Consider the following 17,183-nt stretch of genomic DNA (forward strand, 5'->3'; position numbering starts at 1 on the left):
ATGACGGACCAGCAACTGCTCGCGGAATTCGAGGCGCTCAGCCTCGACGAAAAGATGATACTGGCGCTGCTCGCCCTGATCGGCGACGCCACCGGCCGCACGGCCATCCTGGACCTGATGAACAAGGCCGGCGTGCGCGATCCGCGCGGCTTCATGTTCAATGTGGACACGCTGGACGAGCCGCTGCGCAAGCTGGAGCGGCTGGCCTTCACCACCGTGGTCACCGCGCGCGGCTACACCTGCAACGCCAAGCTGCGCTGGCCGGCGATCCGCGCCGCCATCGGCGCGCACTTGCTGGGCGACCTGTGCACCGCCTACGAAGCGCTGAACCCGATGCGCCAGGGCTGGAACGGCGCACTGGAAGCGCGCAGCTACCGCCAGGCCGTGGCGCGCCTGCGCATGGCGCTGCTGCGCGGCCAGGCCCCGCAGCAGGTGCTGCCGCTGCTGCAGGCCTGCATGGTGTGCTACGAGGCGGCGCAGCTGCACCCGGTGGTCGACATCTTCACCAGGCCGCTGGAAGCGGGCATGCTGATCCTGGTGCATCCGCTGCTGGTGGACGACGTGTTTACCCTGCTGCTGCAGCACTGCCAGCGCGACCCGTCGCTGGCGCCCACCGTGCGCGGCCTGACCGGGCGCCATGTGCAGCGCCGCCTTGCCAAGAACGAGTACATCACCGAAACGTTCCGCATGGCGCTGGCCGAAGACGCCATCCTGTGCGGGGAGCTGAAGCAGGCCGTGGTCTACCTGGAGGGCCTGGACGGCGCGCTGCCGCAATTCCTGCTGAGCGTGATCCTGCTGCTGCGCGGCGAACTGGACAAATCGCTGCAGGGCTTCGAGGCGGCGCTCAAAGCGCTGCGGCGCGAATCGGGCAAGCGCAAGCTGCTGTTCCAGGGCATGGGCGGCCATCTGTACGTGCTGGCCATGCTGCGCAGCGCGGACCCGAAAATGCAGAAGGCAGCCGAGAGCTACCTGGAGCTGGCCATCCACGCGCAGGCCAATCCGGACAGCGCGGTGTACGCGCAACTGAGCATGCTGCGCCAGATCCGCGCCGGCACCATGCAGACCGACGTGGTGCTGTCGCGCACCTGGGAAACGGCGATGCAGCCGCAGATGTTCCAGGCGCTGCTGTGGTTCTGGCTGGCGTTGCCGCAGCTGGAGGGCAAGCGCGAACAGCTGCACGCGCTGGCGCAGCAGGCTGAAACGCTGGGCTACAAATTCATCGCCGCGCAGGCCGCCAGCCTGCTGGGCCACCACGGCGACGCCGACATGGCCACCCATGCGGCGGCGCTGCGCGAGCGCGGCGGCTTCGCCGACATGAGCGGCTGGTTCGAGCGGCAGGAAGCCTGGCAGCGCCAGCTCTCGGCCCTAATCAACCTGCAGCAGGGCGTGCCCGAACCTGTGAGCGGCGAAGCGCGGCTGGTGTGGATGATCGCTTTCGATCCGCGCCACGGCATCACCGAGATCGAACCGCGCGAGCAGAAGCGCGACGCCAAGGGCGCTTGGGGCAAGGGACGCCCGCTGGCGCTGAAGCGCCTGCGCGAGGACGCGGCGCAGATGGAGTTCCTGACGCCGCAGGACATCCGCATCAGCAGCACCATCTCGCCGTCGCGCCAGGCCTATTCATCCGGTTTGCGCTACGACATCGACCATGAACAGGCCGCGCTCGCGCTGGTGGGCCACCCGCACGCCTACTGGCTGGAAGCGCCGGACACGCGCGTGGAACTGCTGGCCGGCACGCCGGAGCTGCTGATACGCAAACAGCGTGGCGACCTGCGCCTGACCCTGCAGCCGGCGCTGGCCGACCTCAACGCCAGCGTGATGGTGGTGCGCGAAACGCCGACGCGCCTGCGCGTGGTCAGCGTGGAGGAGGAACACCGCCGCATCGCCGCCATTGTCGGCGACGGGCTGGACGTGCCCGCCAGCGCGGAGGAGCAGGTGCTGCAGGCCATCGGCGCGGTGTCCTCGCTGGTGACGGTGCAGTCGGACATCGGCGGCAGCACCGGCAACGCGGAACAGGTGGAGGCGGACACGCGCTTGCATGTGCACCTGCTGCCCTACCAGCACGGCTTGAAGATGCAGATCATGGTGCGCCCGCTGGCGGGCGGCGCTTATTACACGCCGGGCAGCGGCGCCGAGAGCATGAGCGCGGAGCTGGACGGCAAGCCGGTGCAGACGCGCCGCAGCCTGAGCGGCGAGCGCGATGCGGAGCGGCGCCTGGTCGGCAAGTGCCTGGTGCTGGAACAGGCCGAGCAGGAACACGGCGAATGGCTGCTGGGGCAGCCCGCGCTGTGCCTGCAGCTGCTGTCGGAATTGCAGGAGCTGCCGGCGGAATTCGTGGTGGTGGCATGGCCGGAGGGGGAGAAATTCCGCGTCAGCCAGCGCATCGGCGGCAAGCAGTTCCGTCTTAACATCAAGACCGAGAAGGATTGGTTCGCCGCCAGCGGCCAGCTGCAGGTGGACGAGAACCAGGTAATGGACCTGCGCGCGCTGCTGGAGCTGATGCAGGCAAATAAGAGCCGCTTCGTGGAACTGGGGAACAACCAGTACCTGGCGCTGACCGAGGAGCTGCACCGCCGCCTGCACGAGCTGCAGGCCTATGGCGACATCAGCGCCGACGGCATCCATATCCATCCGCTGGCCGCGTTCGCGCTGGAGGACCTGGCGGCGGAGGCTGGCCAGGTCGATGCCGATCCGGCCTGGCGCGACCATCTGAAACGCATGGAAGCGAACACCGCCTTCACGCCGCAGGTGCCGAGCACCCTGCAGGCCGAGCTGCGCGACTACCAGCGCGAGGGCTACGACTGGCTGGCGCGCCTGGCCCACTGGGGCGTGGGCGCCTGCCTGGCCGACGATATGGGCCTGGGCAAGACGCTGCAGGCGCTGGCGCTGATCCTGTCGCGTGCGCCGCAGGGCCCGGCCCTGGTGATCGCGCCGACCTCGGTGTGCCTGAACTGGGTGAGCGAGGCGGCGCGCTTCGCGCCCACGCTGAATGTGAAGGTGTTCGGCAGCGGCGACCGCGCCGCCATGGTGGACGGCGCCGAGGCCTTCGACCTGGTGGTGTGCAGCTACGGCCTGCTGCAGCAGGAGGCCGAACGCTTCGCCGCCAGGCAGTGGCACACCATCGTGCTGGACGAGGCGCAGGCCGTCAAGAACGGCGCCACCAAGCGCTCGCAGGCCGTCATGGCGCTGAAGGGCGGCTTCCGCATGGTGGCCACCGGCACGCCGCTGGAGAACCACCTGGGCGAGCTGTGGAACCTGTTCCGCTTTACAAATCCGGGCCTGCTGGGCAGCATCGAGCAGTTCAGCCTGCGTTTCGCGGGACCGATAGAAAAGCCGCAAGACCACCGCGCCGAGGTGGGCGCGCGCAACCGCCTGCGGCGCCTGATCGGTCCTTTCATCCTGCGCCGCACCAAGACGCAGGTGCTGACCGAACTGCCGCCGCGCACCGAAATCGTGTTGGAGGTGGACCTGTCGCCGCAAGAGACGGCGCTGTACGAGTCGCTGCGGCGCGAGGCGCTGGAGAACCTGGCCACGGTGGAGGGCCCGGCCGAGAAGAAATCGATCCAGATCCTGGCCGAGATCATGAAGCTGCGCCGCGCGTGCTGCAACCCGAACCTGGTGGCGCCGGGACTGAAGCTCGCCAGCAGCAAGCTGGCCGCTTTCGCCCACCTGCTTTCCGGCCTGCTGGAGAACCGCCACAAGGTGCTGGTGTTCAGCCAGTTCGTGGACCACCTGAGCCTGATCCGCGAGCACCTGGACCGCCAAGGCGTGGCCTACCAGTACCTGGACGGCAGCACGCCCATGGCGGCGCGCAAACAGCGCGTCGATGCCTTCCAGGCCGGCGAGGGCGATGTCTTCCTGATCAGCCTGAAGGCGGGCGGCATGGGCATCAACCTGACAGCGGCCGACTACGTGATCCACATGGACCCGTGGTGGAACCCGGCGGTGGAAGACCAGGCCTCGGACCGCGCGCACCGCATGGGCCAGCTGCGCCCGGTCACCATCTACCGCCTGGTGGCCCGGCATACCATCGAGGAAGGCATCGTCGACCTGCACCAGCACAAGCGCGACCTGGCCGACAGCCTGCTCGACGGCAGCGACATGGCGGCCCGCATGTCGGCCAGCGAGATGCTGACGATGCTGCAAGAAGGCTTCAAACTTTAAGGAAACCAGAGCATGGAAGAAGACAATGCATCCCGCCCCGAAGGCCACGGCACGCTGCTGTGCGTGAAGTCCTGGACCGCCTACCTGAACACCCTGCTGCTGGCGCTGCTGCTGTTCGGCTTTGCGCTGCCGTTCGCGTTCCGCTACAGCGAGCTGGCGGCGGGCGCCGTGATGCTGTTCGCGGTGCTGGTGGTGGGCTACCGCATCCTGGTGCTGCGCAGCGTGCAGCTGTACTACGACGATGTGGGCGTGTGGCTGTATTCGGGCATCCTGCCGTGGTCCAAGGGCGTGCAGGGCGTGAAATGGCGCGACATGGACGAAGCCACGTTTGTGCAATCCTTCTTCAGCTGGCTGTTCCGCTCCTATTCGATCCGCATCGGCCACCGCTACACCAAGGGCAGCGAGATCCTGCTGACGCGCATGGCGAACGGCAAGGATGCGGTCGCCAGGCTGAACGCCCGCCACCAGGAGCTGATCCGCAGCAATGCGATCAACTGATGTCAGGCGGCGCAGTTGCGCGCCATGGCCTGCGCTCGCATGTAGCGGCGTGTAACAGGCTGCGCAAGCGGCCTGAATAATGATAATCTCCCACGCTGCATCTGCGCGCCGGGCCTGTCGGGCCGGGCGCCCCGCATTACTCTGAGGGCTGAAATTCACATGATCAAAACCAAAATCGCGCTGGCAGCAGTACTGGCCTGTCTCGCGCTGACGCCGGCCAGCGCCGCCAAGGCGCCGCAGAAAGCCAAGTCCGGCAAGACCGTCAAGTCGTCCAAGTCCAAGTCCACCGGCAAAGGCGGTAAAAGCACCGCCGGCAAGGCCACCAAGGGCGCAGCAGCAGCAGCAGCGACGCCGATGATCAAGCAGGCGCCGTCCGAGCGCAGCCAGGACCGCCGCATGGATGCGTTGTCCACCCAGTTCCTGGGCGCGCTGTGGAAAGTCGATCCCGAGACCGCGATCTCGGTGGGCAAATACGACACCGCCGCCAGCATGACCATCCCGGACGCGGCCACCCGCGCCAGCCAGCTGGCCTTCATCGACGACTGGCTGGGCCGCTTCGCCAAGACCGACGCGCGCCAGCTGTCGGCCAAGCAGCGCACCGACCTGGCGCTGCTGGTCAACAAGCTCAATTCGGACCGCTGGTACCTGACCACGTTCCGCGAATTCGAATGGAACCCGGCGCTGTACAACATCGCCAGCCCGATCGACTTCATCCTCAACACCGAATATGCGGCCAAGCCGCAGCGCCTGCGCACGCTGCTCAAGCGCATCGCCGGCGTGCCGGCCTATTACGACGCGGCGCGCGCCAACATCAGCAACCCCACGCGCGAACACACGCAACTGGCCATTGCACAGGCGCCGGGCGTGCTCGCGCTGCTGGCGGACCTGGACAAGGAGGCGCAGGCATCCATCCTGTCGCCGATGGAAAAGCAGCTGTTCGCGCAGCGCGTGAACCAGGCGAAAATGGCGGTGGACGGCTATGCCGCCTGGCTGGGTGAGCTGGACAAGACCATGGCGCAGACCGGCGGCGGGCGCTCCTTCCGCATCGGCAAGGACCTGTACGAGGCCAAGTTCGCCTTCGACATCCAGGCCGGCAGCAGCGGCGAGCAGACCTACCACAAGGCGCTGGCGGCGCGCGAGCAGCTGCTGGCGAATATGGACCGGCTGTCCGACGAACTGTGGCCGAAATACATGGGCGGCACCGCCAAGCCGGCCGACCGCACCGCGAAGATCGGCTTGATGATCGATACGCTGTCGGCCAACCACGTCAAGCGCGAGGATTTCTTCCCCGAGATCCGCCGCCAGATCCCGATTCTGCAGGACTGGGTGATCCAGAAGAACCTGCTGACGCTGGACCCGAACAAGCCGCTGCAAGTGCGCGAAACACCGGCCTACCAGCGCGGCGTGGCCGGCGCCAGCATCGAGGCGCCGGGCCCCTACCGTCCGCAGGACCGCACCTACTACAACGTGACGCCGCTGGATGGCGTATCGACCGAGCAGGCCGAGAGCAGCTTGCGCGAGTACAACCACTGGATCCTGCAGATCCTCAACATCCACGAAGCGATTCCGGGTCACTATGCGCAGCTGGTGTACGCCAACAAGTCGCCGTCGATCGTGAAATCGATCTTCGGCAACGGCGCCATGGTGGAGGGCTGGGCGGTGTACGGCGAGCGCATGATGCTCGAATCCGGCTACGGCGACAACGCGCCGGAGATGTGGCTGATGTACTCCAAGTGGAATCTGCGCAGCGTGACCAACACCATCCTCGACTACAGCGTGCACGTGCTGGGCATGCAGCAGGCCGAAGCAATGGACCTGCTGACGCGCCAGGCTTTCCAGACCCAGCGCGAAGCGGCCGAGAAATGGCGCCGCGCGCAGCTGTCGTCGGTGCAGCTGGCCAGCTATTTCAGCGGCTACAGCGAGATCATGGAGCTGCGCGAAGAGCGCAGGCAGGCGCTGGGCAACAAGTTCGTGCTCAAGGAGTTCAACGAGCAGTTCCTCAGCTACGGCAGCGCGCCGGTGCGCGTGATCCGTGAGCTGATGACGCAATAGGCAAGGCAGCAAGCTCGTTGCGCGGCCTCAAGGGGCCGCGCGCGCGACCGGGTACGATGGGGGCGGGGGCGAGGCCCCCGTTCTGCTAATATGAACTCGGGAGCGATCATGACCATGCCCATCCGGATTGACACGCTGAAGTATGCGCAGCTGCTGAAGGAAAGTGGTTTGTCCGCAGAGCAGGCTGAGCTGCAAGCGGAAGCGCTGGGCACCGTGCTCAACGAATGCCAGGTAGCCGTCGAGTCCGATCTGGTGATCCAGCGCAGCGACCTGCTGGCCCGGGTGGATCTGCTCAAGCAGGAAGTCTATGACCGGGTTGATCTGCTCAAGCAGGAAGTCTACGACCGGATGGATCTGCTCAAGCAGGAAGTCTACGACCGGATGGATCTGCTCAAGCAGGAAGTCTACGACCGGATGGATCTGCTCAAGCAGGAAGTCTACAGCAGGATTGATGCCTTGGAGCTAAGGATCGATGGCTTGGAACGCAGGATAGCCGGCCTCGAAACCCGATTTTATCTGCTGTTCGGCATCCAGTTTGCGGTAGATGCCGTGATCCTGTTCAAGCTCTATGCTTAAACCGGCTCTTCCGGCGCCTGCGTCGCCTTGACGAAAATCGGCGCCACCAGCAATCCCAGCTCGAACAGCACCCACATCGGAATCGCCAGCGAGAACTGGCTCACCACGTCCGGCGGCGTGACGATGGCGGCAATCACGAAGGCGCCCACAATCACGTACGGCCGCACTTCCTTCAGCTTGGACACCGACACGATACCCATGCGTACCAGCACCACCACCACCACCGGCACCTCGAAAGTGGCGCCGAAGGCCAGGCACATCGACATGACGAAATCGAGGTAGTTTTCAATGTCCGGCGTGACCGCGATCGACGAAGGTGAAAAATCCGAAATGAAGTGGAACACGCGGCCGAATACGAAGAAGTAGCAGAACGCCACCCCGGCCGCGAACAGCAGCGAGGACGAGATCACCAGCGGCGCGATCAGGCGCTTCTCGTGCGCGTACAGGCCGGGCGCTATGAAGGCCCACAACTGGTACAGCACCCACGGCAAGGCCAGGATGAAGGCCAGCAGCAGGGTCACCTTCATCGGCACCAGGAAGGGGGAAATGACGCCGGTGGCGATCATCTTCGAGCCGGTGGGCAGCGAAGCGAGCATGGGCGCGGCGATGATGTCGTAGATGGCCGCCGGGCCCGGCCAGAACATCAGCGCGGCGCACACGATGGCGATACCGATCGAGGCTTTGACCAGGCGGTCGCGCAGCTCGATCAGGTGGGAGATGAATGTCTCCTCGACCGGGGTTTGTTCACTCATTTAGTAAAACGATGCAGGAGGTTTGCTGCTGGGGCGGAAGCGCGCGACCCGCGCGGCGCCGGACGTGACATGCATGCGCGTGCCGTGCTGCTGCTTGTACCAGGCCGGCAGCGCCGAGGTGCGCACCAGGCGCTTGCGGCGGAACTCCTTGGCCTTGCGGGCCAGGTGCTCGGGGCTGGGCGGCACTTGCCCGTAATCGTGGCCCGGACTGCTGTCCTGCCAGGCGTTCTGTACCTCGGCCACGCTTTCCGAGATCGATTGCTCCACGCCCTGCTTGATCGACTGCGCGGTTTCCTGCACTTCTTTTTGCAAGTTGCGCAGCTCCTCCAGCTCGATTTCGCGGCTGACTTCGGATTTCACGTCGTGCAGGTAACGCTGGGCGCGGCCGTACAGCGTCCCGACCATGCGCGCCACCTTGGGCAGCTTTTCCGGACCGATGACGATCAGCGCGACCACGCCGATGATGGCAAGTTTGGAGAGACCGAGATCGATCATAAACGCCTTAGCTGCAACGCATTACAGCTTGTTTTTCTCTTTGGCTTCCACGTCGATGGTGGACTTGTCCGCCACTTGCTGGGTGCTGCCTGGCGTGCCGGGTGCAGCGGCCTTGTTTTCCTCTTCGCCGCCCTTCACGCCATCCTTGAAGCCCTTCACTGCCTTGCCCACGTCCGAGCCGATATTGCCCAGTTTTTTGGTGCCGAAGACCAGCATGATAATTACCAGTACCACCAGCCAGTGCCAGATGCTCATCGAACCCATCATATTCCCCTTGCGGAACGCAACGCGCCCCAAAAAATTGCGGTTAGTGCGGACAGTATACGCGAAGCGCGCCTGTCATGTGCTTGTCATGAAGTAGTAGCAATATTTATTGCTACCGTACTAGTTCGTCAGGGCCTCAGCGCTCGTGGCGCCACGGGTGCGGGCCGCCGATCACGTGCAGGTGCAGGTGGTAGATTTCCTGGCCGCCGTCCGGTCCGCTGTTAATCACCGTCTTGTAACCGCGCTGCGGCGCGCCGTCCTCGTCGTAAGCCACAGCCACGCCGTGCTCTTCGGCCAGGCGCGGCGCCAGCGCCAGCATCTTGCCCAACAGCGGCGCATGGCCGGCGCTGCAGTCCGACAGGGTGCCGATGTGGGTCTTGGGGATCACCAGCAGGTGCACCGGCGCGTGCGGGTGGATGTCCTTGAAGGCGAGCAAGTCTTCGTCTTCATACACGATGGTGGAGGGAATCTTTTTCTCGGCAATCTTGCAAAACAGGCAGTTTTCCACAACAACTCCAGTAAGTTATTCTTTGCGGGACGCTTTTTCCTCGATGCCGGACACGCCTTCGCGGCGCGCCAGCTCGTCGAGCACCTGTTGCGGCGTTAAACCGAACTGGGCCAGCATCACCATCGAATGGAACCACAAGTCGGCGCATTCGTACAGTACTTTGGAAGTATCGCCGCCGTGGCGCGCGTCTTTCGAGGCCATCACGAACTCGGTGGCCTCCTCGCCGACCTTTTTCAGGATGGCGTCGTCGCCCTTGGCGAACAGCTTGGCCACGTAGGACGTGGCCGGGTCGCCGCCGTTGGCCGGCTTGCGCGACTCGATGGTGGCCGCTACGCGGTCCAGGATGGTGCTCATTTGCTTTTCGCTTCCGTGTAAATCGTGTCCGGGTCTTTCAGCACCGGCTCCCTGGCCTGCCAGTCGCCCTCTTTGGCGTCGCCGTCGAATTTGTTGAAGAAACAGGAGTGGCGGCCGGTGTGGCAGGCGATGCCGCCGGCCTGCTCGATCTTCAGCAGCACCACGTCCTCGTCGCAGTCCAGCCGGATCTCCAGCACCTTCTGCACGTGGCCCGATTCCTCGCCCTTGTGCCACAGCTTCTTGCGCGAGCGGCTCCAGTACACCGCCTCGCCCAGCTCCACCGTTTTATACAGCGCGTCGCGGTTCATCCAGGCGAACATCAGCACGTCGTTGCTGCCCGCCTCCTGCGCGATCACCGGCACCAGGCCGTGTTCGTCCCACTTGATCTTGTTCAGCCACTTGGCCTTGGCCACGCTGGGCGTCTGTGTCGGCATCATGATACGGTTTTCCTTATGTCTAGCCACTAAGCATCAGCTCAGGCGCATCGGAATGCCCTGCTGCGCCATGAAGCGCTTGGCTTCCTGCACGGTGTGCTGGCCATAGTGGAAAATGCTGGCCGCCAGCACGGCGTCCGCGCGGCCCAGCTTGACGCCGTCGGCCAGATCCTGCAAGCCGCCCACGCCGCCCGAGGCGATCACCGGGATGCCCACCGCGTCCGACACGGCGCGCGTCAGGCCCAGGTCGAAGCCGGACTTGGTGCCGTCGCGGTCCATGCTGGTGAGCAGCAATTCGCCGGCGCCCAGCGATTCCATTTTCTGCGCCCAGGCGACCGCGTCCAGGCCTGTGGCCTTGCGTCCGCCGTGGGTAAACACTTCCCAGCGGCCGGGCTGCACCTGCTTGGCGTCGATCGCCACCACGATGCACTGCGAACCGTGCTTTTGCGAGGCGTCGAACACCAGTTGCGGATTGGTCACGGCCGAGGTATTCATGCTGACCTTGTCGGCGCCGGCGTTGAGCAGGCGGCGCACATCGGCCACCTCGCGCACGCCGCCGCCCACGGTCAGCGGAATGAAGACCTGCGACGCCACCGCTTCGATGATGTCGAGGATCAGGCCGCGGTTGTCCGAGGAGGCGGTAATGTCGAGGAAGGTCAGTTCGTCGGCGCCCTGCTGGTCGTAGCGGCGCGCGATTTCCACCGGGTCGCCGGCGTCGCGCAGCTCGGTGAAGTTGACGCCTTTGACGACGCGGCCGTCGGTCACGTCCAGGCAGGGGATGATGCGTTTTGCAAGCATGGTGGGATCAGTCTTCCAGACTGCCTTCCGTCAGTTCGTCGGCGCGCAGCTGCGCCGTGTTCAAGTCGAGCGTGCCTTCGTAGATCGAACGGCCGCAGATCACGCCTTCGATGCCTTCGTCCTGCACCGCGCACAGCGCTTCCACGTCGGAAATGTTGTGCAGGCCGCCGGAGGCGATCACGGGTATCTTCACCGCCTGCGCCAGTTTCACGGTCGCTTCGATGTTCACCCCGCCCATCATGCCGTCGCGGCCGATGTCGGTGTAGATGATGGATTCCACGCCGTAAGCTTCGAATTTCTGCGCCAGGTCGATCACCTCGTGGCCGGACATCTTGCTCCAGCCGTCGGTGGCCACCTTGCCGTCCTTGGCGTCCAGGCCGACGATGATGTGGCCCGGGAAGGCGCCGCAGGCATCGTGCAGGAAGCCCGGGCTTTTCACGGCGGCGGTGCCGATGATGACGTAGGTGATGCCGGCGTCCAGGTAGCGCTCGATGGTGTCGAGGTCGCGGATGCCGCCGCCCAGCTGCACGGGGATCTCGTCGATGTCGTTTTCCTCGGCGAAGTCCTGCACCGCCTTCAGGATGGCCTTAATGGCGCCTTCGTTTTTCGGCTTGCCGGCGAAGGCGCCGTTCAGGTCCACCAGGTGCAGGCGGCGCGCGCCCTGCTTGAGCCAGTGCAGCGCCATGTCGGCCGGGTCTTCGGAAAATACGGTAGCAAGTTCCATATCGCCCTGTTTCAGGCGTACGCAGTGACCGTCTTTGAGGTCGATGGCAGGAATGAGCAGCATAGTATGTGTGAGTTGAAAGGTTTAGGGTTGCCGAAGGTGACTGATAAGTTTCTTACGGTTGCCAATGCACGAAATTCTTGTACAGCTGCAGGCCCACGGCGGCGCTCTTCTCCGGGTGGAACTGCGTGGCGAACACGTTGTCGCGCGCCACGGCAGAGCAGAACGGCGCGCCGTACACGGTCTCGCCCACGCTGTGCGCGTCGTCGCCCGGCTGCACGTAGTAGCTGTGCACAAAATAAAAATAGCTGTTGTCCGGGATCCCGGCCCACATGGGGTGAGACGCGCGCTGGCGCACTTGGTTCCAGCCCATCTGCGGCACCTTGAAGCGCGAACCGTCCTGCTGCAGCTGGCCGTCCAGCTGGAAGCGCACCACCTTGCCCGGCAACAAACCCAGGCCCAGCGCACCGCCCTCTTCCGACGAGTCGAACAGCATTTGTTCGCCGATGCACACGCCCATCAGCGGCTTGCTCTCGGCCGCGCGCAGCAGCGCGTCCTGCACGCCGGACTCGCGCAGGCTGCGCATGCAGTCCGGCATGGCGCCCTGGCCGGGCAGCACGATGCGGTCGGCATTTTCAATGTCGGCCACTTGCCCCGAAATAACGATATCGGCTTCCGGCGCCACGGCGCGCAGCGCTTGCGCCACCGAGCGCAGGTTGCCCATGCCGTAATCCACAACAACAATTTTCTTCATAGTGCCATTCAAGCAGAGACAGCGCGGCCCGCGCAAGGGCGAACCGCGCTGCGATTGATTACAAGCTACCTTTGGTCGACGGTATGGTGCCCGCTGCGCGTTCGTCCAGCGTGGTGGCCATGCGCAGCGCGCGGCCGAAAGCCTTGAACACGGTTTCGCACTGGTGGTGCGCATTGGTGCCGCGCAAGTTGTCGATATGCAATGTCACCAGCGCATGGTTGACGAAACCGCGGAAAAATTCCAGCGTCAGGTCGACGTCGAAGCCGCCTATCATGGCGCGGGTAAACGGGATGTGGTATTCGATGCCTGGGCGGCCGGAAAAATCGATCACCACGCGCGACAGCGCCTCATCCAGCGGCACGTAGGAGTGGCCGTAGCGCACGATGCCCTTCTTGTCGCCGATGGCCTTGGCGAACGCCATGCCCAGCGTGATGCCCACGTCTTCCACAGTGTGGTGGTTGTCGATATGGATGTCGCCGGTGGCTTCCACTTCCAGGTCGAACAGGCCGTGGCGGGCGATCTGGTCCAGCATGTGGTCCAGGAAGGGGACGCCCGTGTTCAGCTTCTGCACGCCGGTGCCATCCAGGTTGATGGCGACACGGATCTGGGTCTCGTTGGTGTTGCGGGTGATTTCTGCGGTGCGGTTCATGGAAAGCTCTACGTTGGTCTTAGGCTGCCTGCGATGCTTTAAATGCTTCGAGGAAAGCGGCGTTCTCTTCCGGGGTGCTGACCGTGATACGCAGACAATTGGCCAGTACACTGTGCATTTTACCCACATTTTTGACCAGTACCTTACGGGACAACAGATAGGTATTAGCGGCGTCGGCGTCGGGCACCCGGGCGAGGATGAAATTGGCGGCGGAGGGGAACACTTGCACGCCGGGTACGGCGGCCAAGGCCTCTGCCAGCAGTGCGCGTTGTTCGCGCAGAATGGCGGCTTGCTGGTTGAGCACGTCGAGGTTGTCGAGTGCGAATTCGGCGGCGACTTGCGTCAGCACGTTCACATTATACGGCGGACGGACCTTGTCGAACTGTTCCAGCAATTTCGGGGCCGCCGACATGTAGCCGAGGCGGATGCCGGCCAGGCCCAGTTTGGACACGGTGCGCATCACCACCAGATTGTCGAATTCCGGCAGGCGGTGCATGAAGCTCTGCTGGGCGAACGGCTCGTAGGCCTCGTCCACCACGGCCAGGCCGGTGTCGCCCAGCGCCTCGATGATGGCGACGATGTCATCCGCACTGAACAGGTTGCCGGTCGGGTTGTTCGGATACGACAGGTAGACCAGGGCCGGCTGGTGCCGGGCGATGGCGGCCAGCATGGCGGGCAGGTCCAGGGTCAGGTCGTCCTTCAGCGGCACGCCGACAAAGTCCATGCCGGCAAATTGCGCCGAGCGGGCGTACATGACGAAGGTGGGCACCGGCGCCAGCACCACGGCGCGGCGGTCCTGGCGGGCGCAGGCCATGTCCAGGATGGAGATCAGCTCGTCGGAGCCGTTGCCCAGCAGGACGTCGTAGCCGGCCGGCACGCCGAGGTGCTTGCAGATGCGTTCCTTGACGCTGGCGTAGGAGGCCACCGGGTAGCGGTTCAGCGCCACGGCGGCCAGGCGGCCGGCCAGCTCGGCGGCCAGATGCGCGGGCAGCGGATAAGGATTTTCCATCGCGTCCAGTTTGATAAAACCGCTTGCATCTGCCACGTGGTAGCCTGGAACGGCCAGTACGTCGGAACGGATGGTGTTGCGGATGAGACTGTCGATGGACATCTTGCTGCACTCCTTAACTTAAATGGTAACTTCTTCGGGGGGCGCCTTTTTCACGGCCCGTGATCGCTTGGGCGCGGCTGCCGTGGGGGCGGCGGCGGCTTTCTTGGTTGCGGCTTTCTTGATTGCGGCTTTCTTGATTGCGGCTTTCTTTGTTGCGGCTTTCTTTATTGCGGCGTTCTTTGCCGGCGCGGCCGCCTTGGCCGTTGCTGCGGCTTTGGCCTTCGGCCGGGCCTCGGACTTCGGCTTGGCCGGCGCATCCGGCGCCGCCGCCAGCGCCAGCGCCTCGAGCGTTTCCAGCGCGGCCAGGCGCTGGTTGATGATGGCGCAGTATTGCGGGTTCAGTTCGAAACCGACGAACTGGCGCCCGCAGCGGCGCGCGGCCAGCGCGGTGGTGCCGCTGCCCATGAACAGGTCCAGCACCACGCCGCCCGGCGGGCACGAGGCCTTGACCATGCGCTCGATGATCTCCAGCGGCTTCTGGGTCGGATGGTCGGCCCGCTCCGGGTGCTCGCGGTGCAGGCGCGACACGCTCCACACGTCCTTCGGGTTGTAGCCCACTTCCAGCCACTTGGCGCCGATGAAGATGGAACGCGAGCGCGCCTTCTTGGTCTCGGCGTCGTAGGGAATGCGCACGGCGTCCAGGTCGAAGTAGTAGTCCTTGCGGCCGACGAAAAAGCCCACCGTGTCGTGCACCGACGAATAGCTGCGCACGCTGCCGCCCATGGACGGCACGCGGCGGTCCCAGATGATTTCATTCATCATCGTCATGCGCTGTTTCAGCATGACGAAGATCTCCGGCGAAAAGCGCCAGGTCAAAAAGATGTACAGGCTGCCGTTCGGCTTGAGCTTGGGCAGCGCCGCGTCGATCCACTGCTCGGTCCAGCGCAGGTATTCCTCCACCGTTTGCTGGTCCGACGCATTGCCGTAGTCCTTGCCCAGGTTGTAGGGCGGATCGGTCAGGATCAGGTCGACGGCGCCGTCCGGGATGCGCGCCAGTCCGGCCAGCGCATCCTCGCAGAAGACCTGGTTCAGCCAGTCGCTCATCAGTTGCTTCCGCCGGCCTTGATGCGCAACTCGGCGCTGCGGGCGTGCGCCTGCAGGCCTTCGCCGTAAGCCAGTTCGGCCGCCACTTTGCCCAGCGTTTGCGCGCCGGCCTCGGACACGAAGATGATGGACGAGCGCTTCTGGAAGTCGTACACGCCCAGCGGCGACGAGAAGCGCGCGGTGCGCGACGTCGGCAGCACGTGGTTCGGGCCGCAGCAATAGTCGCCCAGCGACTCGGACGAGAAGCGGCCCAGGAACATGGCGCCGGCGTGGCGGATCTTGTCGGCCCACTGCTGCGGTTCCAGCGCCGAGATTTCCAGGTGCTCGGCGGCGATGCTGTTGGCGATGGCGCAGGCCTGGTCCATGTCGCGCACCTTGACCAGCGCGCCGCGGTCGTTCAGCGAGGTGCGGATCACGTCCTGGCGCGGCATCGTGGGCAGCAGCTTGTTGATGCTGGCCTCCACCTGCGCGATGTAGCCAGCGTCCGGGCACAACAGGATGGCCTGCGCCAGCTCGTCGTGCTCGGCCTGCGAGAACAGGTCCATGGCCACCCAGTCCGGGTCGGTGCTGCCGTCGCACACGATCAGGATCTCGGACGGGCCGGCGATCATGTCGATGCCAACGGTGCCGAACACGCGGCGCTTGGCCGCGGCCACGTAGGCGTTGCCGGGGCCAACGATCTTGTCGACGGCGGCGATGCTCTCGGTGCCGTAGGCCAGCGCGCCGACCGCCTGCGCGCCGCCGATGGTGATGACGCGGGTGACGCCGGCCAGCGCGGCGGCGGCCAGCACCATCTGGTTCTTCACGCCGTCCGGGGTCGGCACCACCATGATGATTTCGCTCACGCCCGCCACTTGCGCGGGAATCGCGTTCATCAGCACCGACGAGGGATAGGCGGCCTTGCCGCCCGGGACGTAGATGCCGACGCGGTCCAGCGGCGTGATGCGCTGGCCCAACACGGTGCCGTCAGGCTCGGTGTAGCTGAAGCCTTGCAGCTCCTGCTTCTGGCGCTCGTGGAACACGCGGATACGGTCGGCCGCCACTTGCAGCGCAGCGCGCTGGGTTGCCGGCAGCGCCGCCAGCGCGGCTTGCAGTTCGGCCTGCGGCAAGTCCAGCGTGTCCACCGAGGCAGCGCCGCCGTTGGGCAGGCGGTCGAAGCGGTTGGTGTATTCCAGCACGGCGGCATTGCCGCGCGCTTTCACGTCGGCCAGGATCTTGGCCACGGCGGTTTCGATGGCGTCGTCGGTGGACGCTTCGAAGGCCAGCAGCGCGTCCAGGGTCGGCTTGAAATCGGCGGCCGAGGAATCGAGTTTGCGGATCTGGATAGCCATTACTTCACCTTTTTCGAAGCACGCTCGAACGCTTCGATAATCGGTTGCAGACGCTGGCGCTTGAGCTTGAGCGCCGCCTGGTTCACCACCAGGCGCGAGGAGATGTCCATGATCTCTTCGACTTCCACCAGGTTGTTGGCGCGCAGCGTGCTGCCGGTCGACACCAGGTCGACGATGGCGTCCGACAGGCCGACCAGCGGCGCCAGCTCCATCGAGCCGTACAGCTTGATCAGGTCCACGTGCACGCCCTTGGCGGCGAAGTGCTCGCGCGCGGTGGTGGTAAACTTGGTGGCCACGCGCAGGCGCGCGCCCTGGCGCACCGCCGCTTCGTAGTCGAAGCCGGATTTCACAGCGACCGACATGCGGCACTGCGCGATGTTCAGATCCACCGGCTGGTACAGGCCCTCGCCGCCGTGCTCGATCAGCACGTCCTTGCCGGCCACGCCGAAGTCCGCCGCGCCGTGCTGCACATAGGTCGGCACATCGGTGGCGCGCACAATCAGCACGCGCACATTGGGGTCGTTGGTGGCCAGGATCAGCTTGCGCGAAGTTTCCGGATTCTCGGTGACGGTGATGCCGGCCGCTTCCAGCAGCGGCAAGGTGTCTTCGAAAATACGGCCCTTCGACAGCGCAAGGATCAGCTGGGAATTGGCGTCGCTGTTAAATCCGCTCATG

18 protein-coding genes are annotated in these 17,183 nt (G+C 65.0%); 4 read left to right on the plus strand and 14 right to left on the minus strand.

Annotation, left to right across the window (positions count from 1 at the left end; genetic code table 11):
* The 4 genes from ASD15_RS06955 (at position 1) to ASD15_RS06970 (ending at position 7,290) form a co-directional block, all read left to right on the plus strand.
* Positions 1–4,164, plus strand: a complete 4,164-nt coding sequence (locus ASD15_RS06955; protein ID WP_057154114.1) for a DEAD/DEAH box helicase — start codon at positions 1–3, stop codon at positions 4,162–4,164.
* Between the two features lie 12 nt (positions 4,165–4,176).
* Positions 4,177–4,662: a hypothetical protein gene (locus tag ASD15_RS06960; protein ID WP_057154115.1), complete on the plus strand. Its 486-nt coding sequence runs from the start codon at positions 4,177–4,179 to the stop codon at positions 4,660–4,662.
* A gap of 159 nt (positions 4,663–4,821) precedes the next feature.
* The gene (locus tag ASD15_RS06965; RefSeq protein ID WP_057154116.1) at positions 4,822–6,714 is read left to right on the plus strand and encodes a DUF885 domain-containing protein; all 1,893 of its coding nucleotides are present in this window, start codon (positions 4,822–4,824) and stop codon (positions 6,712–6,714) included.
* Positions 6,715–6,822: 108 nt separating this feature from the next.
* Positions 6,823–7,290 carry a hypothetical protein gene (locus tag ASD15_RS06970; protein ID WP_057154117.1) on the plus strand — a complete coding sequence of 156 codons (468 nt, stop codon included), beginning with the start codon at positions 6,823–6,825 and terminating at the stop codon, positions 7,288–7,290.
* Here ASD15_RS06970 and tatC read toward each other — a convergent pair.
* From tatC to hisG, 14 genes are all read right to left on the minus strand, one after another.
* Positions 7,287–8,042, minus strand: a complete 756-nt coding sequence (gene tatC / locus ASD15_RS06975; RefSeq protein WP_057154118.1) for a twin-arginine translocase subunit TatC — start codon at positions 8,040–8,042, stop codon at positions 7,287–7,289. The genes ASD15_RS06970 and tatC overlap by 4 nt on opposite strands.
* Complete coding sequence (tatB, locus tag ASD15_RS06980) at positions 8,043–8,537, minus strand: Sec-independent protein translocase protein TatB (RefSeq protein WP_057154119.1); 495 nt, start codon at positions 8,535–8,537, stop codon at positions 8,043–8,045. It lies immediately after the preceding gene.
* Positions 8,538–8,558: 21 nt separating this feature from the next.
* Positions 8,559–8,801: a Sec-independent protein translocase subunit TatA gene (tatA, locus tag ASD15_RS06985; RefSeq protein ID WP_057154314.1), complete on the minus strand. Its 243-nt coding sequence runs from the start codon at positions 8,799–8,801 to the stop codon at positions 8,559–8,561.
* A 136-nt stretch (positions 8,802–8,937) separates the two neighbouring features.
* Positions 8,938–9,309, minus strand: a complete 372-nt coding sequence (locus ASD15_RS06990; protein ID WP_056399972.1) for a histidine triad nucleotide-binding protein — start codon at positions 9,307–9,309, stop codon at positions 8,938–8,940.
* Positions 9,310–9,324: 15 nt separating this feature from the next.
* Complete coding sequence (locus tag ASD15_RS06995) at positions 9,325–9,663, minus strand: phosphoribosyl-ATP diphosphatase (RefSeq protein ID WP_057154120.1); 339 nt, start codon at positions 9,661–9,663, stop codon at positions 9,325–9,327.
* Positions 9,660–10,097 (minus strand): phosphoribosyl-AMP cyclohydrolase, encoded by a 438-nt coding sequence (gene hisI / locus ASD15_RS07000; protein ID WP_057154315.1) that lies wholly within the window; start codon positions 10,095–10,097, stop codon positions 9,660–9,662. Before hisI ends, ASD15_RS06995 begins: the two co-directional genes overlap by 4 nt.
* 36 nt (positions 10,098–10,133) lie before the next feature.
* Positions 10,134–10,895, minus strand: a complete 762-nt coding sequence (gene hisF / locus ASD15_RS07005) for an imidazole glycerol phosphate synthase subunit HisF (protein WP_057154121.1) — start codon at positions 10,893–10,895, stop codon at positions 10,134–10,136.
* Between the two features lie 7 nt (positions 10,896–10,902).
* The gene (gene hisA, locus ASD15_RS07010; RefSeq protein ID WP_057154122.1) at positions 10,903–11,682 is read right to left on the minus strand and encodes a 1-(5-phosphoribosyl)-5-[(5-phosphoribosylamino)methylideneamino]imidazole-4-carboxamide isomerase; all 780 of its coding nucleotides are present in this window, start codon (positions 11,680–11,682) and stop codon (positions 10,903–10,905) included.
* Positions 11,683–11,734: 52 nt separating this feature from the next.
* Positions 11,735–12,373 (minus strand): imidazole glycerol phosphate synthase subunit HisH, encoded by a 639-nt coding sequence (gene hisH / locus ASD15_RS07015; RefSeq protein ID WP_082551642.1) that lies wholly within the window; start codon positions 12,371–12,373, stop codon positions 11,735–11,737.
* Between the two features lie 58 nt (positions 12,374–12,431).
* Positions 12,432–13,022, minus strand: a complete 591-nt coding sequence (gene hisB, locus ASD15_RS07020; protein WP_056399982.1) for an imidazoleglycerol-phosphate dehydratase HisB — start codon at positions 13,020–13,022, stop codon at positions 12,432–12,434.
* A 19-nt stretch (positions 13,023–13,041) separates the two neighbouring features.
* Complete coding sequence (gene hisC / locus ASD15_RS07025) at positions 13,042–14,133, minus strand: histidinol-phosphate transaminase (RefSeq protein WP_057154123.1); 1,092 nt, start codon at positions 14,131–14,133, stop codon at positions 13,042–13,044.
* A gap of 18 nt (positions 14,134–14,151) precedes the next feature.
* Entirely contained in the window at positions 14,152–15,177 is a 1,026-nt protein-coding gene (locus tag ASD15_RS07030; protein WP_082551643.1) for a site-specific DNA-methyltransferase, read from the minus strand.
* On the minus strand, positions 15,177–16,508 hold the full coding sequence (gene hisD / locus ASD15_RS07035) for a histidinol dehydrogenase (RefSeq protein WP_057154124.1): 1,332 nt from the start codon (positions 16,506–16,508) through the stop codon (positions 15,177–15,179). Before hisD ends, ASD15_RS07030 begins: the two co-directional genes overlap by 1 nt.
* The gene (hisG, locus tag ASD15_RS07040; RefSeq protein WP_057154125.1) at positions 16,508–17,182 is read right to left on the minus strand and encodes an ATP phosphoribosyltransferase; all 675 of its coding nucleotides are present in this window, start codon (positions 17,180–17,182) and stop codon (positions 16,508–16,510) included. The genes hisD and hisG overlap by 1 nt, the downstream gene beginning before the upstream one ends.
* Position 17,183: the final 1 nt, after the last annotated feature.

The organism is Massilia sp. Root351 (assembly GCF_001425045.1).
Classification (GTDB): Bacteria; Pseudomonadota; Gammaproteobacteria; order Burkholderiales; family Burkholderiaceae_D; genus Rugamonas.